This window comes from Lacrimispora brassicae (assembly GCF_054772055.1).
The window spans coordinates 1-24,126 of the sequence record NZ_BRYH01000034.1 but is presented as its reverse complement, the minus strand read 5'-3'; the positions used below and the strand labels follow the sequence as shown (position 1 = coordinate 24,126).

Below are 24,126 nucleotides of genomic sequence, written 5' to 3'. Positions count from 1 at the left end.
CATTTTTTAATCTTCCTGTTTTATCGACGAAAACCACCAGGTCATTTCTTCTCGCCCTTCATGGTCTGCTCTATGATACTGCTCATGGTGTCTTCGGAAAGCTGACCGCTTGCATAACCAAATACATTTCCATCCCGGTCAATCATAAACGTGGTCGGATAAGAGTATATTCCGTAAGCCGTAAACAACTCCCCAGTCTGATCCATCAACACCGGATACGTATATCCGTTTTCTTTCAGAAACTGTTTAATTCCTTCCTCATCCTTTTCTCTTCCATAATTAGGTGCCGCCACTCCCAGAACGATCAGAGCATCGTCCCCTTCTGTATTGGCGGCTTCATATATTTTCTGAATATCCGGCATCTCTGCCCTGCATGGAGGGCACCAGGTTGCCCAGAAATTTAAAAATATGGTCTTTCCCTTATAATCAGATAAGGAATGGGTGTTGCCAAACTGATCCGTTAAAGTGAAATCCACTGCTGGAAGAGGCTGATTTTCCCCGTCTGATTCTTCTGTTTTTTCCGGCTCAGATGTGGCCTCTTCTTCCAATGCTTTTGTAGTCTCTTCTGTCTCCGGCACTTCTCTTGATTCTGTGACCGCAGGAGACGGAATGGAGGAAAGATATCCTGTCACCGCATTCATTTTTCCGGTAAACATTAAAATCCCCATAAATACCATAAGTATGCCGCCGGCTTTTACTGCATTCTTTGCCATATTTCCATGAGCCTTAAAAAATTCAAGGACTGAGGTGGTAAAGAATCCCACGGCCAGGAATGGAAGGACAAACCCCAGGGTATACACTCCGATCAGGACAAAGCCCATGGTCTTCGTGGTTGCCGAGGCTGCCATGAGAAGCACGCTGGCAAGTGCCGGTCCCACACATGGGGTCCAGGCAAAGCTGAAGGTGAATCCCATTATGAGGGCAGTCAAGGGAGACATGGCCAGGTTGCCAAGGGAAAAAGGCAGTCTCCGTTCCTTTCCCAGGACCGAAGAAGTGCCAAAGACTCCCAACTGGTATAAACCGAACATAACCACCAGGATTCCCCCCACTCTTGCAAATAGAAGCTGGTTTGATTTAAAAAAGCTGCCAAGAGCAGAAAATCCCAGCCCCAGCAGGAAGAACGCAAAGCTGACTCCAATGACAAAGCAAAGTGTGTGAAGCATGACTTTGCTGCGTTTATAATAGATCCGCCCGTCTTCTCCCCGGACTCCCGTTCCTCCCGACAGATACCCGATATAAAGAGGGATAAGGGGAAGCACACAGGGGGAAAAGAAACTGATTACCCCTTGAAGAAACACGGTCAAAACAGGAATGCTCACATCAATAGAAAATCCCAAATACTGTACCTCCTTTTAAGCTTATGCCATATTTACCGGCTTTTATATTATTCTGCAGTTATTCTGTACTATTTTTAGTTACAGTTTATAGGTGTAACTATACCATTTCATTGAAAAAGTGTCAAGTCTATTATAAAATAAAAAAGCATAGATTTCTTCTGTCACATGGTCAGCGCCTGCTTTCCGCAGGCAGAACACCGTTTAAAGCAGCGGTCCAAATTAAATGCCACTCTGGGAAGATATCCAAAATCCTCTAAGAGAGTAAACAGCGGGAAAAAGATTGCCATGGGAGGCAGCATAACCGATACCACCCAGGCCAGGACCCGGTAAACACCATGAATCAGCAAATCTGACAGGAGGATTGGTACACCGGCGGCATCGGCCAGCCCGCCCAGCCACGCTTCTACTTTAAACAGCGCGGTGCTCAGCATCTCTGAAGGATAATTGGCTCCTGTTATGGTGATCCAGAAGATCCCAAGCAAAATCAGGAACATAATGGGAAAGCCCGTGGCCTTACTGGTAAAAAGCAGATCCAGCTTCCGGTCCTTCCGGTCGTAGGTCTGGTTTTCATATTCCAAAACACCTTCGCATAAATATTCCGCTTTTTTCACGAAGACAGTAGCCATATCATCGCTTACCTGTTCCTGACTGATACCGGCGGCCTTCCATTCCTCCCAGATTTCAGCAAGGCAGGCGGTCACTTCTTCGGATTCAGCCACAGCAGTTCGGTATTTCCTTACGGCATCCAGCAGATTCCCGTTGGCATCCAGCAGTCTGGCACACAGCCAGCGTGCCTCTGTCTTTCCTTCTGCCCCATGTTCCACTGACGGCAAAAGCCTGGCAATGGCTTCTTCAATATATTGGGGGTACTGAATGAGAACCGGTCTGTCCTCTTCCTTTTCCTCTTCCTTTTGTTCCAGGCAGCGCTTTAAACCTCCGTAAATCTGATCCAGCCCCTTGTTGCTCCTGGCCGCCGTTCCCACCACCGGAACGCCAAGGCGCTGTTCCAACAAATCAAGACATAAGGAAATCTTTTTCTTTTTGGCCTCATCCATAAGGTTTACGCAGACCACCACGTTAGAAGCGGCTTCCAGGATCTGCAGCACCAGATTTAAATTTCTCTCCAGACACGTGGCATCACAGACAACCACCACTGCATCCGGGTTTTCAAAGCAGATAAAATCTCTGGCCACCTCTTCTTCTGCGGAATGAGCCATCAGGGAATAGCAGCCGGGAATATCCACCATGACGTATCCCTGCCGGCCGTCCGAGCACCAGCCCTGAGCATTGGCTACGGTCTTTCCCGGCCAATTTCCAGTATGCTGATTCATTCCCGTAAGCTGGTTAAACACCGTACTCTTACCCACATTGGGATTTCCGGCCAGCGCAATGACTTTATCCTCTTCCTTCCGCTTTTTAATTTCCAGGCCGCAGTCCACAGACTTTATTCCCATTGACTCCCTGCTTAATCCCATACCTGATCCTCCAACGAAACGGTGGCAGCCACCATTTCCTCACTGCAATGATGTTTCTCTTTCCCCTCTCCTTTTGACAGCACCAGAACACGGCCTGAATCCTCACTTCTAAGGGCAATCACCGCACCCCGTATTAAAAATGCCGTAGGATCTCCCAAGGGGCTTTTTCCCAGACATTCCACGGTAGTTCCTTCAATAAGACCGATATCCTGCAAGCGCCTTCTCATATCATCATAGGCAGCCAGCTTTGCAATTACCGCTTTCTGGCCCCTTTTTAAATCTGCTAAACGAATATTATCTGACATTATTCCTGCCTCCATGTTATCAATAAAATGTTTCCATATCCTAACATATGCAGATAATAAAAATCCGGTTCCATCTTATTTTTACTGCTATTATCCTTCACACTTATCAGTATGGAGAGAGATATGAGCCATACCTCTCCGGAATGTAAAAGTAATGCTACATTTTTGTTCATTATCTGATATAATTTTATTAATATCTTATGTTTCAAAAAGGAGGGGTCCCATGCCTGATACCATGTTCTTTAGTCTTCTGTTAAATATCGGTCTCCTGGTGCTTATCGCCACTTTGCTGACAAAAATACCGGTCGTGCGCAGCATGCTTCTGTACGATAAAAATTCCCCTGGATGCATGGCGGCTCTGTCAGTCATATTCGGTCTGGTCAGCATTATTTCCACCTATACGGGTGTACGTGAACAGGGTGCCATCGTCAACACCCGTGTGATCGGAGTGCTGGCAGCCGGCTTCTTAGGCGGCCCCTGGGTCGGCATGGGGGCCGCCCTGATGGGAGGACTTCACCGTTATCTTTTTGATATCGGCGGCTTTACCGCCCTTTCCTGTGCCTTGTCCACCCTTATGGAAGGCTTTGTTGGATCTGTATTTTCCCGCCGTTTTAAAATGGGAAAGATAAACAGCACCGGCATCTTTGTGATCACCGCACTTGTGGAAACCGGACAGATGGGAATCATACTTCTGATTTCCAGACCGTTTCAGGCAGCCTTACAACTGGTGGAGGTGATCGCATTTCCTATGATCATCATGAATGCACTGGGCATGATCATCTTTTTAGGCACCTTTAACATGGTATTCATGGAAGAGGACAGCCAGTTCGCCGAGAAAATGCGCCTTGCCCTTGGAATCGTGGAGCAGAGCCTGCCCCATCTGCGTAAGGGCTTATACAGCACTCCAGATATGGAGGCTGCTGCGGAAATCATTTATCGTTCCACGTCCTGTGCCGCCGTACTGATCACAGATACCCGGAAGATCCTGGCCATGAAATCCGATCCAGGTCTGTGCGCCTTAAAAGGAGATTCCCTCCTTGCTCCTATTCTGGCATCTCTTCACGATCAGAAACCCACCATTTTTGATTATGCAAAAAAGGATGATCCTTTTTATCCCATTTTAAAAAACCACATGATCGTAGCCGCCCCTATGATTGAGATGGATCACCCCATCGGCAGCCTGACCATGGTGGTGAAAAAACAATGGCACAATTCCCGGTCAAACTTAAATTTTGCTTCCGAACTGGCCCGGCTTTTCTCCACCCAACTGGAGCTTTCCTATCTGGAATACCAGAAAAAACTGCGGCACAAGGCAGAGTTTAAAGCCTTGCAGTCTCAAGTGAACCCTCATTTTCTATACAATGCCCTCAATACCATCTCCTGCGTCAGCAGGGAGAATCCGGACAGAGCCAGAGAACTCCTCCGCTCCCTTTCTTCCTACTACAGGCAGACGCTGGAAAATGACCAGTATATGCTGAACCTTCATACAGAGCTTTACCATATCTCCAGCTATCTGGATCTTGAAAAGGCAAGGTTTGAAGAAAAGCTTCAAGTAGAAATCCACGTAGAGGAAGACTTAAACTGCATGGTCCCTGCCTTTATTCTCCAGCCTCTGGTGGAAAATGCCGTACGGTACGGCGCTGACCGGACAGGAAACCGCCTGGTTTCCATTTATGCCAATACCACAGACGATAAAATCGAAATAGCTGTTTCTGACAATGGAACGGGATTTTCAGAGGAAGTTCTTGAGCGGCTGTATGCAGGAGAGCGCTATGGCGGTGTGGGTCTGGAGAACGTACATAAACGGTTAAAGAGCATCTATGGGCAGGATCACGGACTTCTTATTCAAAGCTCTGCCAATGGTTCCAAAGTCTTTTTCCTGATCCCTTTGGCTGTTTCCGAATCCAGGTTTGAAGAAGAGCTTGCCGCAACTGCTCACTTAAAAAACAATTTTACGGAGAGATTATTATGAAAATTGCAGTGATTGATGACGAACGCCCTGCCCGAAGTGAACTGATTCATCAGATTTTGTCTGTTTTCCCGGAAAGCCAGATTGAGGAAGCCGACAGCGGTGCTGCTGCTCTGGAGCTTCTTGAAGATCATTCTTTTGATATTCTGTTCCTGGACATTAATTTAAACGATATGGAAGGAACTACCCTGGCTTCGGCGGTAAAGCGAATGCTGCCGGAAGCCCAGATCGTTTTTGCAACAGCTTATTCCCAATATGCGGTAAAGGCATTTGAACTGGGTGTTGATAACTATATTCTAAAGCCCTTTGAACCGGAAAGAGTGCGCCGGGTCCTTGAAAAATGCTGCAGGGATTTACAACGGCTGCAGGCTGAAAGCCCTCAGGCAGACAACACGCTTCCGCCTTTTTCCTCCAACCGGATGCCCATCTGTGTGAACCGGACCATCATCCTGCTGGACATCAGTCAGGTCGTATACATAGAAACCTGCTTAAGGAGCTGCATCATACATACCGTCTCAAAGGATTATACGGAAAACCAGCTTCTGGGAGAATACGAAAAGCGCCTGGCTCCTTACGGCTTCTGCCGCATCCATAAAAGCTTTCTGGTCAATTTAAACTATATCACAGAAATGTTTCCCTGGGCCAGCAACAGCATGGCCATCAAGATGCAGGGATTTGAACAAAATATCCTTCCTGTTGGAAGGGAAAAAGTCAAACATCTAAGGCAGCTCATCGGAATTTAATCCCATTCATCCTGTTTATGACTATCATTCTGCCGTTTGTGCATTTAGCACTTACGTTCATGCAAATATTATTTATTTTTGTACATATTATAGTACAATTTTAAGTAAGAATGGTTTTCATAATATTTTACAGGAGGTATGAATATGATAAGTTTCTTTGTGTGTCTGGCACTGCTGATCATCGGTTTCTTAACCTACAGCAAGGTTGCCGAAAAGGTATTTGGCCCGGATGACAGAAAGCCCCCCGCTCTGACCATGACAGACGGGAGTGACTATGTACCCATGGGAACGCCCAGGATTTTTCTGATCCAGCTTTTAAACATTGCAGGTCTGGGGCCAATTTTCGGGGCTCTGGCCGGGGCCTGCTGGGGACCCAGCGTATTTCTCTGGATCACCTTAGGTACTCTTTTAGGCGGAGGCGTCCACGATTATATGGTGGGCATGATGTCCATGCGCCATAAAGGTGCCAGTGTTTCCGAACTTACAGGCACCTATTTAGGCAATACCATGAAACAGGTCATGCGTGTGTTTTCCGTGATCCTGCTGGTTCTGGTGGGGGTCAGCTTCTCTACCGGCCCTGCAAATCTCCTTGCCATGCTGACTCCGGAAGTGCTTGATGCCCGGTTCTGGCTTGCAGTGGTATTGATATACTATTTCATAGCCACTTTTGTCCCAATTGACAAGGTCATTGGTAAGATTTACCCGTTTTTCGGGGTCTGTCTGATTGTTATGGCGCTGGGAGTAGGAGGTGCCATTCTCTTGAAAGGCTACTATATTCCTGAGATCACCTTATCAAACCTCCATCCGTCAAATACTCCTATATGGCCTACCATGTTCATATCCGTTGCATGCGGCGCGATTTCCGGCTTCCACGCAACCCAGTCTCCGCTTATGGCCCGCTGCCTGACCAATGAACGGGACGGCCGTAAGGTTTTTTACGGGGCAATGGTGGCTGAAGGCGTAATTGCCCTGATCTGGGCTGCTGCAGGTGTTGCATTCTACGACGGCACCGGCGGTCTTTTGACCGCTCTGGGCAATGGACAATCCAGCGTTGTTTATGAAATCTGCTTTGAACTTTTAGGACCGGTGGGGGCTGTCATCGCTATGATCGGTGTAATTGCCTGTCCCATATCATCTGCAGATACAGCTTACAGAAGCGCCAGGCTAACATTGGCCGACTGGTTCCAAATGGACCAGAAGCCAGTAAAAAACCGGCTGCTCCTTACGGTTCCCCTTCTGGCAATCGGCTCCATACTGACTCAGTTTGACGTACAGATCGTATGGAGATATTTCTCCTGGAGCAACCAGACCTTAGCCATGATCGCACTGTGGTCTGCAAGCGTGTACTTATACCGCAGGAAACGCTTTTACTGGATCACAGCGCTTCCGGCAACTTTTATGTCAGCCGTTTCCTGTACCTACATCCTGATTGCAAAAGAAGGGTTCCAGCTTTCCACCGGCATTGCTTATCCGGTTGGAATCCTGTTTGCAGCAGTCTGCTTCGGAGCTTTCGTCTATACCTGTGTTCTTGGCAAAGGCAAGAATGCCAACGCCGCTGCAGAAGAAGAACCGGCTGTTTAATCTTTAAAAAGGGCTGGCCTGTCAAATGACAGGCAGCCCTTTTCCTATGGTTTACATCTTGTGACACCGGCTCCATTTGCTTCCGTCTCTTTCTCCTTCCACCAGAATGGACATGCAGTCCCCTTCTGGGGCAAAGGTCACATTCCTGACCGGACAAGGCTCATTGCTGCTGGTGATCACATGAGCAAACACAACCGCAGGGCCATAGGCCCGTTCGATCTGGTAGTTGATATCAGATACAGAAGGGTTATCCGGACCCATGCCGGCATACAGTTCCTTCCCCTGCCCCCAGGAAAATACCCGGGTATGGATGCCCCCATCCTCGTACTCGTGGACAACACTGGGCTGATCTTCTGCCGGAACAGTCTTTTCCATGTGATGAAGGTAGCTGTATGGTTTCCTGTCTGAAAAGGTTTCTATCTGGATTCCTTCAGGCTGTTTGATCCGTTTTCCTGAAAAATGCATGACCCAGTCCACCGGGAGATTTCTATCTGCTCCCTTAACCTGAAATACTTCCGCAAAATAATTCTCCGCCCATGCAATCTTTCTCACCATTTTCACAGGGCGGTAATGTTCTTCCTTCCACTGCACAATGGTAAAGCTGTCAGGCATTTCATATGGAACGGTCCAGTCCGCTTCCGCCTCCACATATACGACCCCATCCGTTTCTTCATAATGGGTGAGCCTTGCATTTACAGGAGCCTGATTCTCCTCTCCGATGTTTACCGTATTGTGGGAGCCTGTATTCTTGTAATAGTCATAGTGCATGACCGCACCGTATCCGGTGGTTCCAAGATCCGGGGAAATTCTTTTTCCACAGGCTAAGTAGCTGATATCCAGCCGGTCGTAATGGTCATGCTCCCCGCCGTAGCGGTCATGCTTAAACAGCAGATATCTGCCGTCCTCCCCTCTTAAAACCGTGCTCCCTGACCGGCCTTCTTCCACATGGTAATTCCCTGGCTCAACGGTGCACCCGGGCAGCTCATCAACCCCATAGATAAATGCTTCCAGATTATCTCTCTTTTCTTCTTCATAAAGCCGGTTCAGTACAAAAAGAAGCTTCTCCCCACCCAGCTCCCGGTAAGCAAATTCATACAAATACAGGCTTTTAGAGGTATGTCCGTAATTGGTATCATTAAGCATAGGAATACGGAATCCCGGTTCCACATAGGACACCAGCAGCTCCATCATGGCCTTGTAATTGGGATGTGTGATATTGCTGTGAGGCGTATGAAGAGCAAACTTTTCATAGGCAAAAAAGCTGGTAAGGGCGTAAAAATGATATCCGAACGCCCCCTCAAACCACATGTGATCGGCAAGCATTCCCTTCTCCAACTGATACAGGATTCCATAAGGTTCATAAACGGCAAACCGGACATACCGGTCTATCCCAAAGATCAGGCCAATGACCGCAATGGCTGAATTGATGATCACTTCATGATTGTGAAGCTGGTTATGCCGGTGTTCCATGAGAAATTCCGCCCCTGGGATGAGCATTTCCTTTCCGATGAACTCTTTCTCTTCTTCCGTCATGAAATCAGACAGCAGATCATAGCTCATGGCAAAGCTTCTGAGGAAATTGGCCTCATCAAGGGTCTGGGCGCCGGACTTTCCAGGCCCGTTGTAAGGAATATTTCCATGTACCTCATAATCCTTATAATAACGGGAATATTCCATCATGATATCCACGGCCTTTCTTCCATAGGCAGTTTCCCCAGTGATCAGGTGGATCAGCCCCATCTGAAATGCCGCCGTATAATTCCTGCTGTTAATGATCCCCCACCAGGTACTGTCATATGGTTCACCGGAATACACCCGCCCGCAGGAGGGGCAGCCATGATGATGCTTATCGTTCCGGTCAAAGGTCAGCCTCACAGAACAATCCGGGCAGTAATAATAAAGGGACCAGTTGGCAATCCCTGTTTTGGGAACCAGAACCGGCTCTTCCATGATTTCTTCCACATCTTCTTTAATACGATTAACAACTGACCGCTGCCTTTGGAGTTTTTCCCTTAAATGCCGGATCTCCTGTTCCGTAAATTGAATCATTTTTTCTACCCCTCCTAATATAAATGCTCTTCTTCCACCACTTTTTTAAATTCCGTCGGAGTGCAGCCATAAAATTTCTTAAAGCTGCTGGCAAAATATCTCTGGTTTTCATACCCGCACTGGTCTGCCACCTCCTGGATTTTCATGCTTGTTTTCTGCAGCAAACTCCCAGCCCGTTCCATGCGCTTCCGGATCAAGTATTCTCCAAAGCACTCTCCCGTGTGCTGTTTGAAAATCTGCCTGACATAGCTGGGGCTGAAATGCACCTTTGCAGCCACTGCCTCTAAATCCAGCTCCGTCTTGTGCAAATCGTTTTCAATGATCTGTTTCATTTGCTTCACAACTGCATCCGCCTTGGTTTCCTCTGAATTTTCCCGTACCACCTGGCAGCATTTTTCAATATAGGAGGCCAGCATATGGTTCATATCCATCAGGCTGCCGTAAGTGATCCGGTCCTGCATAAAGGATAATGGCTCCGTATCCGCCCGGTCATATCCAGCCTGCTCCATATCATTTTGAATGGCATAAACCAGTTCCCCCACCGATACGCCCACATAGTCATTCTTCCTGTTGGACAGAGAGGCATAACACTTCATCAGGCCGGAAAGCCCTGTAAGAGCCTGGGTCTCCTGTCCGGCACCCACGGAAAGCCGGATCTGGTTTTTCCACTCCCTAATCTGGCTGCTGCTGGTTTCCTCCTTCCGGCTGCCTTCCTCTCCATAAAACAGGAATCTCTTTTCTGCGTCTAAGTTTCCCCGCCACGCAGCCATGGCTTCCCGGTAAGAATCCACCAGCTCGGTCTGACTCCTGTAAGCACGGCCAAGGGCGCCGTTTATCTGAATGTGGTAATATTTCTCCAGGCTCACGCTGATTTTTTCCAGGCTTGCCCCGATCTTTTTAAGGAAATGCTCCTCATTTTCCCCGTCACCGCACCAGATAGCCGCCAACTGGATCCCGTCAAAGCTGACCGCATGCAGGCAGATCCCGTCAGAGAGATAACCGTTCCGTATGAGCATCAAAAACTCCTCCACGTGCTCCTGCTTGCTAAAATCCCATGCTCCGCCTTCCATGCGGATCACTCCTGCTGCATATAACCTGCCTTCCAGTATGAAGTCCGGTTCCTCCCTGCACTCCTTCCCCCTTATGAGAGCCTTCAGCGCCTTTTCCCTGGCAAGTCCGGCCCGGCTCATGGCCTGTTCCTTTAACAGGCTCATATTTTGCTGCAGCGCCTTCTGACTGTCCAGTTCCTGGATCACCTTGGTTAAAACATCGGTCATTTCCCTGGGCAGAAAGGGTTTCAACAGATAATCCTTGACCCCAAGTGAAATAGCCTGTTTTGCATAGTCAAATTCATCGTAGCCGCTTATGACCACATTTTTACTGTAAAGCCCGGCCTCCTGAATCCTGCGGATCAATTCCAGGCCATTCATAAAGGGCATGGCAATGTCCGTAATGACAATATCCGGCTTGTTTAACAGAGCCGCTCTCAGCCCCTCCTTTCCGTCGCCAGCTACCGCCACCACATCCACTTCCAGTGCGGAATTTTGGATGTTTCTCACCAGTAAGTCTCTTACATAGTCTTCATCATCTACGATCAATATGCGGTACATCACTCCACCTCCCCTGACATTGCCGGAATCCTAAGAACCGCTTTTGTCCAATGGCCGAAGCTGCTTTCATAATGCAGTCCATATTCTTTTCCATAAAACAGCCGGATCCTTTCATTGACATTATAAATGCCATAGCCTGCTTCACAGTCTGTTCCGCCCTTTTTTAAGGTTTCATTGATGAAAGCAAGCTTTTCTTCCGGAATCCCTGCTCCATTGTCCCAGACTTCAAGCTCTGTGATCGTTTCATCCCCAGACCCTTCCTCACTGACAGAGATTTTTATAATACCGGCTCCCTGTTTCTCTTTGATTCCATGGTAAATGGAGTTTTCAGCCAGGGGTTGGAGAAGCAGTTTGATCATCCGGAAGTCCAGACATCTGTCATCCACATGAATTTCATAGCTTAAACGGGAATGATACCGAATGCTCTGGATCTCTAAATAGCTTGTCACATGTTCCAGTTCTTCCCGAAGGGAGATCACCTCTGCTCCCTTGCTTAATCCGATCCTGAAAAACTTTCCTAAAGAATTGGAAAGGATGCTGATTTCTTCCGCCCCCTGATCGGCAGCCTGCCAGGTGATGGCATTTAAGGTATTGTAGAGGAAATGGGGATTGATCTGAGCCTGCAGAGCCTTTAATTCCGCCTTCCGCTTCTGCTTCTGGACTTCCGCCACATAATCCCTCTCCCGCTTCAGCTCCTCAATGGTCTCCTCCTGTTTCCGGACCAGGCTCTGGATCTCTCCGATCATATAGTTAAAGGACTTTGCCAGACTGCCTACCTCATCTTTGTAGGGATAGAAAAAGCGGACTCCCAAGTCTCCTTTTTCCACACAGCTCATGCGCTTTTCCAGCCGTCTTAAGGAATCCGTCATCTGATGGGATAAAAGCAGGATGACCGCTACTCCTATTAAGAATACAACTCCCATGATCTCAAAAATCATATTTCTTAGAATGTTTAAGCTTCCCAATAAACTCTGCCTTGATTTCAGCCCATAGATCTGCCAGCCGTTTTCCTTAAGACGTTCAAAGGTGACCAGATAGGAATCTCCTTCGTACTGATAGTCGCTGGTAATGACATTGCTCCCCTCTTCCCTGGCCTCTGACAGCTTCATCAGTTCACCAGGATCCATGTCAGGAGAACCTATCATTACATTTCCTGCCCCATCCAGAATGAGTATCTTATCGAAAAATTCGTATTTTCCTTCCAAAAGACGTTCCAGCTCTGTTTTCTTTAACTGGATCACCAGATATTCCATTCCAACATAGCCCTGAACACTGAACTGCCAGACACAGGGAATGACCTGGTCATTGTCCTGAAAAATCTCATCCTTCCATACCGGAAACCAGCGGATGGCCCCGCCTCCGCTTTCTTTATAGCTTTTGTAAAAAACGGACTCCTTAAAATCAAACTCCCAGTTTCTCATGCGGACAAAATTATCAAAACTCCCTTTATCCGTATAAATATAGGTGGAGTGGATCAGCCCCTCTCCTGTCTCAAAGTCTCTCATAAAATCAGGAATAGTCCCCAGAGCTTTTACCAGGTTGATGTCATTGGGATTATTGAGATAATCGGAAAGGGTCACCATAAAGGTATAATTGGCCAGCATTCCCTTGGCCCTTTGATTGATGACCCCCAGCCGTAAACCTAAGGTGTCCACGATCTGGGCCAGAACATCCTCTGCCCCCACTTTAAAATTCTCTTCAATATCATTGGATGCGTACCTGTAATAGGATAATCCGCTGATGGCGGTAGTAAAGAAAAACATGATCCCAAACAGCCAGATGATTTTGCTGCGGAATCTTAAATTGTTTATAAATTTCTTCATGCTTTCCTCCCGTTTTCCTGCTCGTCTGCTTTTTTCCAGTATATCACAGGACCCGCTCTTTTTCCTATCCTTTTACTGCACCTGCCGTAAGGCCTGCAATAAACTGCCGGTTGGCAAACAAATAGACAATGAGGATAGGGATGATGGCAATGGAAGCTCCCGCCAGCATGATGTGCCACTCGGCTGCGGCATTGACGGAATATTTTAGCTGGACAACCGCCACGGTAAGGGTCTGAAGCTTTGGCATGGAAATGGTCATGATCAGGCTGGTGATATAATCATTCCAGGCATTCCGGAAAGAAAACAGGGCGACTACCGCCAGGATAGGCTTGCTTAAAGGCAGAATGACCCGGGAATAAACTCCGTATAAGCTGCATCCGTCAATGATGGCCGCCTCATCCAGCTCTTTTGGGATCCCCTTGGTAAAGCCCATGACCAGAAAAACATTGGTGGCCTGCCCTCCCGTAAGAGCCACAATAAGGGCAAATATGGACTTATTTAACTTTAATGTCCGCAGTAATTCGTAGATCGGATATAAGGTAACCGACCCTAAGGATACGAACATCATGGATAAGTAAAGGGCCAGGAGCACCTTTTTTCCGGCAAACTCTCTTCTGGCCAGAATAAAACCGGCCAGAGAACAGGTAACCACAGCCAGGAGAGTAACAGAAACGCTGACCACAATGCTGTTCCACGTATATTTTGTAAAGTCGGCCTGAACAAAAGCCTGGTAGTAATTCTCAAAATGCCATTTCTCAGGGAAAAAACCGCCGCCCTGGGTCAGCTCCGCATTGGTTTTCAAAGACCCCAGCACCGTATAAATGACCGGATAAAGGGTAAATAGAATCATAATGCCCAGAAACACCCATTTTCCGGCCATGGGGAGCCAGGCGGCTTTTGATATGCGTTTCTCATTCCAGTGTTTCATGCTGCCGCCTCCTTAATAGATATCATCCAGTTTTTTAGATATTTTCAGATAACCAACGGTTACCAGGCCTGCGATCACTGCAGATATGACGCTGACTGCAGCACCGTAGCCGTATTGGGGAACCGTGGCCTCTGCCGCCGATATGGGGAAGAAATAACGGTACCCGTACAGGGACATGACCATTGTGGCATTGTTGGGGCCTCCCTCAGTCAATACCATCACATTGGTAATATCGTGAAAAGCTGAGGTAATAGCCAGCATTAAAATAATTTTCAATATGGGTCCCAGCATGGGAATGATAATGTACCAGATGGTCTGGAGCCGTCCGGCCCCGTCGATCCTGGAGCTTTCTATGGCCTCTCCGGATACCTGCTGGATTCCGGCTATAAAATACACCATGTAATTCCCCACACCGCCCCAGACCGCCGTCATGATCAGGGTTTTCATGGCATGATTTTTCCCCAGCCAGTTTATGGGCCTTTGGATCAGGCCTGCAGCCATCAGATACTGGTTGACCTCCCCATTGTAGGCATTAAATAACAGATAAAATACCAGTCCCATGACCGCAGAGCTCATAATGGTAGGCAAAAATATTATGCTCTGGGCCGCACCATTCCCCCGCTTTTGCTGATTTAAGAGAAAGGCCAGAAAAAATGCCAGGGGAATGATAAAAATTACCTTCCCGAAACCGTAGGTAAAGGTATGGACCACACTTTCCCAATAAACTTTATCCCGGAACACCCGGGCCAGATTTCCCAAGCCCACAAATCTAGGTACTCCTGTTCCATATCCCCCATACTGGTAAAACACATATTTCAAAGTCCACACCACCGGATAAAGGGAACAGACGGTGAACAAAATCAGGTTGGGCAGCATAAATGAATAGGCCTGCAGGTTCTTTTTCACAGTCTTACTTCTTAGCAGGGCACTTCCCCCATTCCAGTCTTTCATCTGCATACTCCTTTCTTTTCAAAGAAAGAGGGGCCTCGCTGATTTTGCGCCCCTCTTTCAGATATTACTGTAAGGTTGGATTCATCGGGTCATAGTTGGTAATCTTTACTTCATGACCGCTTCCGTTTTTCACTGCTTCCTGATACGCTTTATTGTAACGGTCCGTTAAATCCTTTAAGGTAGAATCAATATCCGCATCTCCATAATAAATGGATTCGCAGGTTTTATACATATCTTCACCTTCCACTACCATACCCGATGCAAAAGCACTGTGAGGAGGCTTTGGAAGGAGGGAATCAATGTCACTGATGAGCAGCCACTTTTTATTCTGGAAATCCTCGCTCGGCTTTGCTTTGTCAATAACGTTTGGAAGGATGCTTACGCCAAATCCGCCTTCGTAGTATCCGATTAAATAATCCTCATTTGCAAAGATATCCTTATAAACCTTAAATGCCTTTTCCACGTTAGGACTCTTGGCATTTAAAACATAGCTTCCTGTACCGGTAAAATACTGCTTTCCAGTGGTTTTTCCGCCCACGGTGGGAATGGGAACGCAATCCCATTTAGAGGAATCCATGGGGAACTGATTTTGGTATACTCCTGGCTCTGCATGGCTGTAGGACATATACATACCGATCTTGCCGGCTGCAAACTGGGTTCTTAATGGGTCGATATCCAGAGATTCGCAGCCAGGGAAGGCACAATCGTCAGACAGCAGTTCCTTCCAAAGCTTTAAAGTATCTGCCCACTGGGTAAAGTCATATTCTCCCTTGGCAAAATCATACCCCCGTACCAGTCCGGTCTCTCTCTCTAAGCCGATGTTCATGGAACGCTGTAAGCCGGAGCTGGCGCTTTTCATGTTTTCTGCAAATCCATAAATTCCTTCTTTGGACAGTTGGGAATTGATTTTTCTGGCATACTCCACCACCTCTTCCAGGGTTTTTGGCGGCTCCGTAATCCCTGCACGTTCAAAGATCTCTTTATTATAGAAAAGGCGGCAGGTAGTTCCGCTGGTTGGAATGAAATACAGCTTTCCATCCAGTTCATTGTAACCGGGATAAACTACGGACTTAAAGTATTCTTTCATATCAGAATCCATGTAATCATAAAAGTTTGCCCACTGGCCTTCGTTTACATATTTGTCAAACATCTGGTCCTGCTGTACCAAAATATCAGGAAGCTCTCCGCTTTGTACCGCCATATCAATGGCCTGTACGTAATTATCCGTATAAAGCTGGTAATCCACCTGAATGTTATCGGTGTTATTGGCATTGTATTCGTCAACCTTTTTCTGAACATAAGTGGCGTCGTGCCGGTCTTTGGACCAAACCTTAATAACGGTCTTCTCCCCGCTTGCTGCCTGGGTCTGTTCCGTTCCTGCCTGTGCAGTTGTCTGTCCCCCTGCTGCCGCTGTTGTGGCATCTGCCTTGCCCCCTGAGCATCCGGCCAATGTTCCTGCCGCCATAAGCCCTGCCATCAGAATGCCGCTTAATCTCTTTAATTTCATCTCTTTAACCTCCCATGTTTGTTTATGGATTCATTTTACGGAAAAATGGATGTTATGTAAATGCAATATCTGACGGTTGCATGTTTAAAATCAGTTTATATTTTTAAAACGGATCATTTCAAGAAGGATCACTCTATGCCAGATACAATCTGTGATACACTTATCGCCTCTGTCACTAACACGAACCTTTCAACCCATTGACATGCCGGCTCCCTGCACTTATAATATTTTTATTACAATTGTAAGAACAGGAGACCGCATATGAATCATCTGCCGCAAATATCCGAAGCAGAGTATGAGGTAATGAAGGTGCTATGGAATGATTCCCCCATCAGTACCAACGAAGTGACGGATACACTGACGAAAACCACCAATTGGAACCCAAAGACCATCCACACCCTCTTAAAAAGGCTGGTCCAAAAGGGTGCCGTCACCTACCGGAAGGAAGGCCGTGTTTTCGTCTATACCCCGCTTGTGGAGAAAAAAGAATATTTAAAGAAAGAAAATGATCATTTTTTAAACCGTTTTTACAATGGAAAAATCTCCGGCATGGTGACCAGCTATATAAACAGTGACCATATATCAGGGGAGGACTTAGCAGAGTTAAGAAAGCTTCTTCTCAACAGACAGGAGGAAGAAAACTGATTATGCCCGGTTCATTTATGATACGCCTCTGTCTTAACAGCATTGTCCTGGCCATTCTTCTGGCGGCTATCCTGCTGGCCAGGAAAGTATTCAAACGTCAGTTGACTCCGAGAATCCGGTACCATCTGTGGTTTTTGTTTCTGTTTGTGCTGGCCATCCCGTTTCTGCCCTGTTCTGTTTTGTTTCCTGGATGTGCGGTTAAGCTGCTGCAGTTTTTAGGCGGCTGCTTTTCTCCTGGGAATGCCGCAACCATGGGAGCTGCCTATAAAACCGCGGCAGCCACCGAATATTTTCTGCAGGACTTTTCTGTTTCCGTAAGCCGTGCAGCACCTCCGGCCCTCCCCTCTGTCTTAACAGGAATCTGGATCGCCGGCATGGTATTGATGGCCGGCTTTAACATCTATTCCTGCTGGAAAATCAGGCAGTTGAAAAAATCCTCTCTTCCTCTTCAGAACAAAGAGGTACGGGATCTATTTGCAACATGCAGGGAAGAATCAGGTATAAAAAAAGAAATTCCGGTCTACAGCAGCGCTTATATATCCTCTCCCATTGCAGCCGGATTATGGAAGCCCTGCATCATTGTTCCCATCCATATGCTTTCGGAGCTTTCCAAAAAAGAGATCCGGTATATCCTTCTCCATGAGCTTTTACACTGTAAACACAAGGACCTTCTGGTGAACAGGCTTATGGCCCTGGCACAGATCATTTACTGGTTCCATCCCCTTGTCTGGTTTGCTTTCAGTGAAATGCAAAGCGACCGGGAGATCGCCTGCGATTCGTCGGTCTTATCCCTTCTGGATCCGGACAGCTACTTAGATTATGGAAGTACGCTGATAAATTTTGCAGAAAAGATATCCCTTTTTTCCTATTCCGCCGCCAGAATCGGGGGTTCAAAAAAAGAAATAAAAAAGCGCATCTTAAACATTGCCTGTTACCGCAGGGAATCCAGGTGGCATAAGGTGAAAAGCAGGATTATTTTCACCTTAATCACAGTCGTGGTGCTGGGTTGTACTCCGCTGCTGTCTGCAGATGCCTACACCGGTTCCCAATATGTTTTTGCTGCAGAAAATGTAAGCGAGCTGGATTTAACCTCCTATTTCTGCGGATACAAAGGCAGCTTTGTTCTGTATGAGCTGAATTCAGGGCAATACTGCATCTATAACCGGGATGCGGGAACAAGAAGGGTTTCCCCTGATTCCACTTATAAGATCTACAGTGCCTTAGCCGCCCTGGAACATGGATCCATAACACCGGAAGCCTCTCTGCGGTCCTGGGATGGGACCAGCTATCCTTTTAAAGCCTGGAACCAGGACCAGACTCTTGACTCCGCCATGGAGCATTCGGTTAACTGGTATTTCACTTCCCTGGACGAAAAGACCGGGCTTTTCCGGTTAAAACAATATCTGGACACCATCGGTTATGGCAACAGGGACTTATCCGGCGGCCTGGGGCGTTACTGGATCGAGTCCTCCTTAAAAATCTCACCGGTGGAACAGGTAAAGCTTTTGGCCCGTTTCTGCCAGGATAAGCTTCCTTTTCGTCAGGAAAATATAAAAGCAGTAAAAGATTCCATATTCCTCTCTTCCTCCAAGGGTGCTTCCCTGTACGGAAAAACAGGAACAGGAACTGTTGATGGGGAAAATGTAAACGGCTGGTTCATCGGCTTTGTGGAGACAGGAGAGGAAACCTATGTGTTTGCAACCAATATTCAGGGGGAGACACAGGCCAATGGCTCCACAGCAGGAAAAATTACATTGGATATTTTAAATGATAAAGAAATTTATACCCAATTACCATAAAAAGGCTGCTGTACCGGTGAAATCAAACCGGTACGGCAGCCCTATGTTTTCCAGTGTTTTCCAGTGTTTCCAAAGAATCAAAGATGGATTATTTTCGCAAGCAGGCAAAATACGGTAAGAATAAACAATTGCCTTCGACACCTTTTTCTGAAAGCTCGTTCTCTCCTTAACCGTCTCCTTTTCCCTGTTAGAAGTGCCGTTCTTCGCATGTTACATAAGATAAACAAATCTGAATCTTTTCCCCATGCTTTTTGCACCGCTCTCCTGAATGAATTGGAAACATACATTGGATTTTCTTTTAAAGAAGCCAAAATTTCTTTCCGAATAAATAAAAAATACTATCGGTTCATCAATTCCGCCCGCTTCGGCGAGTACTGCACCTCAATCTTAGTTACCTGATTTGTCTCCTTTAAGACGCTGATACTGTAATAGTTGATTTTAGAGTCTACTGGACAGATTTTGATATAATCAAACATTTTGCTACTGCTCTCATCTTTTTCGTAATCCACATCCGCTAATGCACTCTTCAACTCCTCATACGTCATTCCTACTGTCAGTTCCCTAGCCGTGAAAATCGGGGTCTTCTTGTCATAGACATCGCTGACAAGATGAGTTACAAATCCATTTTCGATGCTGGTGGCATTCTCATCATAGTTTGAGACCAACATCTTGTGAGCCTGATTGTCCTTCATCAGTGTCACCCAACTGGCACTGCCGCCTGGTATAGTTTCCTTACTGGCGTCTTTTACGATATTCCAGCCATTCTCCATAAATACGCTGACTGGTGCCGGAAGTTGGTACAGATTTCCGCCAAAGTTTACGATAAAGTCTTCAAACTTCTCGCTCATCTTACTTGGTTCTTTATATTTTGCCACAATCTCCGGCACATCGCCACTGACTTCCCCGCCCACAAAACCTTCAGGCTTAGTCATATTTTCAACTTCAATATCTCCTATAATCTCCCGGTTCTGGAAAACCGATCCGATCTTTATCTCCTGGCGGGTTGACATGGAATATGTAACGGTTCTCCGGCTGGTCTCATTGTCATACTCATATCCCGGTGTGCCATACAATGTGACCGCCTCATCATAATTCCCCCCGAGACTGACTCCGCCTGGCAAAGTGACCGTGACATCCCCTGCATCTTTCAGCATCGAAGTCTCAAACTTCAAGGAAGTGATATAACATTCACTGTATGGACGGGTATTCACATCAAAGTTGGCAATACCAGCATAACACTGCATCTTACCCAGCTTAAATTTGAAAGACGTACTATAAGAGCCCGCCAACATTGTTTGGGAAGCGTCACCGTCATACTGCCAGCCAAACGTTGTAAACTGGTCAAATGTCATCGGGAGTTGATATACATCGTCATTCACTTGAATCTGGTAGCTGTACAGGTCATCAGAAAGCTTGCCAAAATCCGGTTTGGATCCAGCGGAAACTGATTCCGCAGCCTCCTCTGGTTCGTCTGATTCGTCTGCTGGCGCAAAGTTAAAGATGATAAAATTGTCTTCCCCATAGATTCGCTCCCGAATCCCTTGATGAACGCCCTCATAGGCATACTGGGACTGGCTAAAGTTGATCTGCGCTGCCAGTGCAATATCGACCAGATGCGCTCCAGCATATTTGGAATCCATATTCGGGTCAAGGATCATCAGGATGGGGGTCATGTTAATCGCCATCTTGCTCAGTTCAACTCCCTCTTCCTGTCCTCCCATGACATAGACAGCAGCGATTTTGTTAGTCTTCTCGTCTGTTTCTACCATACAGTAAAGCCCATTGTCGCCTTCAAAAACAACTTGGTTCATATCGGCCTTTTTGTCCGAAATCTTGAACACTGCAGGTTCCTTCATAGTTTCTTTATAGGAGTTGTTTATCTTCTTCAGAAAGTCATCTGACGAAAAATCGAAATATCGCTTGCCATCAACCTCAACAATGGGAAGACTGCCATTCCCCACATATGTCGCTTCAAAACCTTTCGCGTTCACACCTTCCGTTGTCTCAGTTTCCACCTGCGTTGTCTCTTGAATTGTGGCTACCCCATCAGTTGGTTCTGAGACTGTTTTACTTCCACATGCGGATAATGCAAGTGAAGCAGCCAATACGATTGGTAAAATCTTCTTCATACTTTTTCCTCCATTTTCAAATCATTTCTAGCATTCTGCATTTATTTTCAAATATTATCATGATGATAATCATTTGATAACTACTTCAATATTATATTTCCTGAACAAGATTACACATCCTAGTGTCACTAAGCAATTCCATCATTTGAGTTCTGGAAGGATTTTTAGATTCGCTGCACCTGACATATTGGAATAACATTTCTGTTGCATCTTTTGCCATTGTCACTTGCCTTCCCTGTTGATCCACATAAAAGAGGAACTGAATCACATAGTCTGTTGTAATTAGAATTTTAAAGTATTTCCTCAAATTCATAATTTCTTATTACCGGTATTTTACATATTTAGAATAACTTGGAGATGATTTATATGGAATTAAATGTAGTTAATTCAAGAAATAATGTACCGAATAGAGCAGTTTTTGTTATGTTTTATCCAATCGTTGTTTATTTAGATTTATCATTAATAAGGTGGGAATGGAGAAAAGTTATGTAAGTACCTCAAAATTTTCTTAAAAATCTGCTTCTTGGGTTCAGTGAACTGCCTGCAGAATGCAGGAAAGTTAATCTGTAATCCAAGCCGCCAGAAATGATGGCTGTTATTTTGTTAGTGGACTGACTATGGAATGTTAGCACCTTTATGAGCTAGCTGAGCAGTTTCAAGCGCTTTATTAATATTAACACTGCTGATGTACTTCAACAAAAAGAAATCCCACCAGATGAGTGACACTGGGTCCTGAACTTATAAAGAAATAAATTAATTGGCACTGACGGTTCCACGATATCGAATAAGTCCTATATTGGGTATGTGGAACTTAGTCATGTACACTTTTTTCAAATGCCTTAACTCCCCAGCCAGGCGGAAAAACAGCTTAGTCCCTTGCCAATTCAAGGAAACTGAAAGGGAGTGTTGCAAAAATCTCTTTAAATTTTAGTTTAGAGATTTTGCCTCCGTATCTACTGAAAAACCACGGCTACGCTGATTTAATCAGCGCTTTCCGTGGTTTTTTCGTACTTTAATAATCCCTTCTTCTTTTGGGATTTTCTTAGGCACTTTTCACTTCAAACAGATAGTTGTTCAGTCGATTGCTTTGGATTTTTATATGTTTTATAGTTAAACGAAAAATATTGATAAATGTTCCGTAAACACATAGTGCTTAATATAAATTAGCTAAATCACTTGATTTTTAGCCGTTTGATTCGGTTATGTTTATTAACTGTTATCAGGCCATAGCCTTATTTTTGCTTTATCTTGGCTTGCTGAAATTCTTTGGTTACTTTGTCTCTAAATGGTTTTGTTGCTATACGGTCAATATCAAACTTCTTAGATGTAAGATATTTAAAAACTTTAAGATTATCTCCTGTTTGCTCACTATTTACTTTAAGTTCGTACCATATTTTGTTTTCTTTATGGTTACGGTTGTCAAGCGATTCTATAATACCAAATGCTTGTTTATATAATCCCAGTTTTGCCAATCCATTTACAAGAATGAGTGTATCTTCTCTATCTAAATTTGATTCTGTTTTTAATTGCAATACATATTGTTGATAGGATTTCCATAATTTAGATGTTTGCGAACGCTCGCACTCACACAATAATTCCGTGTATTCATCCTTGATTTTTTTACTCATATCAACCTCACTATTTTCATAAAACATTTATCATGAACAATTAACTGATTCATTACCATAACGTAGTATATAAATTCGTCATGTTATTACTGAACTTTAAAACCGTTGTAGCTAACGATTGTTAAGTCATTTCAAGCTGTCGAAAACAACTATAATCATGAATAAACCGTTTTTCAGACTTGAACGGCGTTATGCTTATTTTGTAGTATAGTCTTCTATCCATAAATGTGGAAACATCTGAGTATCTTCCAAATAGCAGTTAATAGGATTGTTCACCAATGCACTGTTAAAACTTCCAAAAGGGAGTAACCGCTTAAACTGATTGAAATCCAGCGTAAAATCGGATAAATGCTTTACCAGTTCCATGTCGTTTTCAGTCCTTTGAACAAAAGACCTTTTAATCCTCGTTGTTGTATCGGCTAAAACATAATCGTAATCATCGCCCCAATCTTCATCTGTATATGTGTCCTTATGTCGAATATAACGAATTTCATAGGTAACAATTGGGAGCAAGTTTGTTTTGTATTTTTGCACTTTCTTTTCTTCAATCGGATAGATAATGAGGTATGCTTTCATATCATCTTGAAATGATTTTACCTCTGTACCCATTTCAATTTTCTTAATTTGTAAACACTCTAAAAGATATTCAGGTATTTCCATTGCACACCCCACACAAAATATAAATTTTCTAACAAACCTTATATCTCAATTTTGTCATGACTAATATTTCTTAGCCATAGCTAAACATGTGTTAAAATATTCTTTGCTACACAGTAAGTTCCTAATAGCGAAACACTAAGATTTAAACTCTACATGTAAATGATATTATAAAAGTGTACCACTTCAACACTATTTGACACTGAATTAGTTTACCACCTTGAAATAAATTCCTGTAAGATTGAGAAGTACAAAAATCTTACAAGGAGATGAAAGAAAGGTGATTATTGAAGTGGATTTATACTCTCAAATCCGTACTCTCTATACGGAGGGTGAATCCCAGCGGTCTATTGCTAAACGTCTAGGCATTTCCAGACAGACCGTCAAAAAGTATTGTGAAGGCAATACACATCCAGATGTGCGCAAATCTTACACCCGCACAAACAACGTCATTACAGATGACATCACAAACTTTATCATTGCCTGCCTAAAGCAGGACATGGAAGAAAAGCTGTCCAAACAGCAGCATACTGCTAAACGAATCTATGACCGGCTTGTTGTAGAAAAAAGCTTTACTGGTTCCTATTCTACAGTTCGGGAAGTGGTACGAAATCTACGGGCAGAACAGCTTGTCCCTCCCCAGGCCGATATCCCATTGGAATACGATGCAGGCGATGCCATTCAAATCGACTGGGGTGAAGCCACCATCTATCTGGATGGTAAGAAAACAAAAATCAACTTCTTCTGCGGAAGGCTCTGCTACAGCTGCGACATATTTGTACAGGCATTTTATTCACAGAATCTGGAATCCTTTTTGGAAGCCCAGCAGAGAATGCTTGATTATTTCAAGGGCATCCCTAGAAGGCTTATCTTTGACAATGCCAAGGTAGCTGTAAGTGAGGGTTTTGGCCTGCATGCCAGAGCTACGAAAGGATATAGGTCCTTTGCCGCCCACTATGCTTTCCAGACAGATTTCTGTAACATTGCCAG

General features: G+C 45.3%; 17 protein-coding genes and 1 pseudogene. 6 read left to right on the top strand and 12 right to left on the bottom strand.

Annotated elements, in window-relative coordinates; all coding sequences use genetic code 11:
* Positions 1 to 41: 41 nt before the first annotated feature.
* From ACYVD3_RS16480 to ACYVD3_RS16470, 3 genes and pseudogenes are all read right to left on the bottom strand, one after another.
* Entirely contained in the window at positions 42 to 1,337 is a 1,296-nt protein-coding gene (locus ACYVD3_RS16480; protein WP_460643575.1) for a redoxin family protein, read from the bottom strand.
* Positions 1,338 to 1,501: 164 nt separating this feature from the next.
* Positions 1,502 to 2,812: pseudogene (locus ACYVD3_RS16475) on the bottom strand (FeoB small GTPase domain-containing protein); the annotation flags it as partial.
* A complete protein-coding gene (locus tag ACYVD3_RS16470) occupies positions 2,803 to 3,117 on the bottom strand; it encodes a FeoA family protein (protein ID WP_460643574.1) in 315 nt (104 codons plus the stop codon). The pseudogene ACYVD3_RS16475 and the gene ACYVD3_RS16470, both read right to left, overlap by 10 nt.
* Before the next feature lie 223 nt (positions 3,118 to 3,340).
* Here ACYVD3_RS16470 and ACYVD3_RS16465 point away from each other — a divergent pair, with 223 nt between their 5' ends.
* From ACYVD3_RS16465 to ACYVD3_RS16455, 3 genes are all read left to right on the top strand, one after another.
* Positions 3,341 to 5,089 (top strand): LytS/YhcK type 5TM receptor domain-containing protein, encoded by a 1,749-nt coding sequence (locus ACYVD3_RS16465; protein ID WP_460643573.1) that lies wholly within the window; start codon positions 3,341 to 3,343, stop codon positions 5,087 to 5,089.
* Positions 5,086 to 5,829, top strand: coding sequence for a LytR/AlgR family response regulator transcription factor (locus ACYVD3_RS16460; protein ID WP_460643572.1), 744 nt, complete (start codon positions 5,086 to 5,088; stop codon positions 5,827 to 5,829). Before ACYVD3_RS16465 ends, ACYVD3_RS16460 begins: the two co-directional genes overlap by 4 nt.
* A gap of 144 nt (positions 5,830 to 5,973) precedes the next feature.
* Positions 5,974 to 7,410, top strand: a complete 1,437-nt coding sequence (locus ACYVD3_RS16455) for a carbon starvation CstA family protein (protein ID WP_460643571.1) — start codon at positions 5,974 to 5,976, stop codon at positions 7,408 to 7,410.
* 51 nt (positions 7,411 to 7,461) lie between these two features.
* Here the strand turns inward: ACYVD3_RS16455 and ACYVD3_RS16450 are convergent, their stop codons facing one another.
* From ACYVD3_RS16450 to ACYVD3_RS16425, 6 genes are all read right to left on the bottom strand, one after another.
* Complete coding sequence (locus ACYVD3_RS16450) at positions 7,462 to 9,459, bottom strand: heparinase II/III domain-containing protein (RefSeq protein ID WP_460643570.1); 1,998 nt, start codon at positions 9,457 to 9,459, stop codon at positions 7,462 to 7,464.
* Between the two features lie 14 nt (positions 9,460 to 9,473).
* Positions 9,474 to 11,069, bottom strand: a complete 1,596-nt coding sequence (locus tag ACYVD3_RS16445) for a response regulator transcription factor (RefSeq protein ID WP_460643569.1) — start codon at positions 11,067 to 11,069, stop codon at positions 9,474 to 9,476.
* Positions 11,069 to 12,892, bottom strand: coding sequence for a histidine kinase (locus ACYVD3_RS16440; protein ID WP_460643568.1), 1,824 nt, complete (start codon positions 12,890 to 12,892; stop codon positions 11,069 to 11,071). Before ACYVD3_RS16440 ends, ACYVD3_RS16445 begins: the two co-directional genes overlap by 1 nt.
* 64 nt (positions 12,893 to 12,956) lie before the next feature.
* Positions 12,957 to 13,820: a carbohydrate ABC transporter permease gene (locus ACYVD3_RS16435; RefSeq protein WP_460643567.1), complete on the bottom strand. Its 864-nt coding sequence runs from the start codon at positions 13,818 to 13,820 to the stop codon at positions 12,957 to 12,959.
* A gap of 12 nt (positions 13,821 to 13,832) precedes the next feature.
* A complete protein-coding gene (locus ACYVD3_RS16430; protein WP_460643566.1) occupies positions 13,833 to 14,771 on the bottom strand; it encodes a carbohydrate ABC transporter permease in 939 nt (312 codons plus the stop codon).
* Between the two features lie 64 nt (positions 14,772 to 14,835).
* Positions 14,836 to 16,278: an ABC transporter substrate-binding protein gene (locus tag ACYVD3_RS16425; RefSeq protein ID WP_460643565.1), complete on the bottom strand. Its 1,443-nt coding sequence runs from the start codon at positions 16,276 to 16,278 to the stop codon at positions 14,836 to 14,838.
* Between the two features lie 261 nt (positions 16,279 to 16,539).
* Here ACYVD3_RS16425 and ACYVD3_RS16420 point away from each other — a divergent pair, with 261 nt between their 5' ends.
* Both ACYVD3_RS16420 and ACYVD3_RS16415 read left to right on the top strand, forming a co-directional pair.
* Positions 16,540 to 16,923, top strand: a complete 384-nt coding sequence (locus ACYVD3_RS16420) for a BlaI/MecI/CopY family transcriptional regulator (RefSeq protein WP_460643564.1) — start codon at positions 16,540 to 16,542, stop codon at positions 16,921 to 16,923.
* Positions 16,924 to 16,925: 2 nt separating this feature from the next.
* Complete coding sequence (locus ACYVD3_RS16415) at positions 16,926 to 18,722, top strand: BlaR1 family beta-lactam sensor/signal transducer (protein ID WP_460643563.1); 1,797 nt, start codon at positions 16,926 to 16,928, stop codon at positions 18,720 to 18,722.
* 338 nt (positions 18,723 to 19,060) lie between these two features.
* Here the strand turns inward: ACYVD3_RS16415 and ACYVD3_RS16410 are convergent, their stop codons facing one another.
* From ACYVD3_RS16410 to ACYVD3_RS16400, 3 genes are all read right to left on the bottom strand, one after another.
* On the bottom strand, positions 19,061 to 20,851 hold the full coding sequence (locus tag ACYVD3_RS16410; protein WP_460643562.1) for a hypothetical protein: 1,791 nt from the start codon (positions 20,849 to 20,851) through the stop codon (positions 19,061 to 19,063).
* A 1,232-nt stretch (positions 20,852 to 22,083) separates the two neighbouring features.
* Positions 22,084 to 22,479, bottom strand: coding sequence for a hypothetical protein (locus ACYVD3_RS16405; RefSeq protein WP_460643561.1), 396 nt, complete (start codon positions 22,477 to 22,479; stop codon positions 22,084 to 22,086).
* Between the two features lie 195 nt (positions 22,480 to 22,674).
* Positions 22,675 to 23,139, bottom strand: a complete 465-nt coding sequence (locus tag ACYVD3_RS16400; protein WP_460643560.1) for a hypothetical protein — start codon at positions 23,137 to 23,139, stop codon at positions 22,675 to 22,677.
* 277 nt (positions 23,140 to 23,416) lie between these two features.
* Between ACYVD3_RS16400 and istA the strand changes: the two genes are divergently transcribed.
* Positions 23,417 to 24,126 (top strand): IS21 family transposase (gene istA / locus ACYVD3_RS16395; protein WP_460643559.1); only part of this gene is annotated, 710 nt, incomplete at its 3' end.